The organism is Sutterella parvirubra YIT 11816, assembly GCF_000250875.1.
In the GTDB taxonomy this organism is placed as follows: Bacteria; Pseudomonadota; Gammaproteobacteria; order Burkholderiales; family Burkholderiaceae_F; genus Sutterella; species Sutterella parvirubra.
Genome location: NZ_JH605014.1, coordinates 17630 through 17847, shown reverse-complemented (window position 1 = coordinate 17847; position 218 = coordinate 17630). Strand labels below are relative to the sequence as shown.

General features: G+C 68.3%; 1 pseudogene. It reads left to right on the top strand.

The annotated features are described in order from the left end of the window. Positions 1-218 (top strand): annotated as a pseudogene (locus HMPREF9440_RS11740) (ribonuclease R); the annotation flags it as partial.

The following is a 218-nucleotide window of genomic DNA, read 5'->3' as shown; positions in this document are numbered from 1 at the left end:
GCGCTACGTCCGCACCGTCGGGCAGGCGAACGATCCTCTGGGCGAAGTCGCCATCGCGTCCGCCGAGCACGGCGTGCCGGTGGAATTCTCCGCCGAAACCTTGGAAGAGGCCGCGGCGCTTCCCGACACCGTCCCCGCGAAGGACATGAAGGGCCGCGTCGACCTCACCGACATCCCGTTCGTGACGATCGATGGCGAAGACGCCCGCGACTTCGACG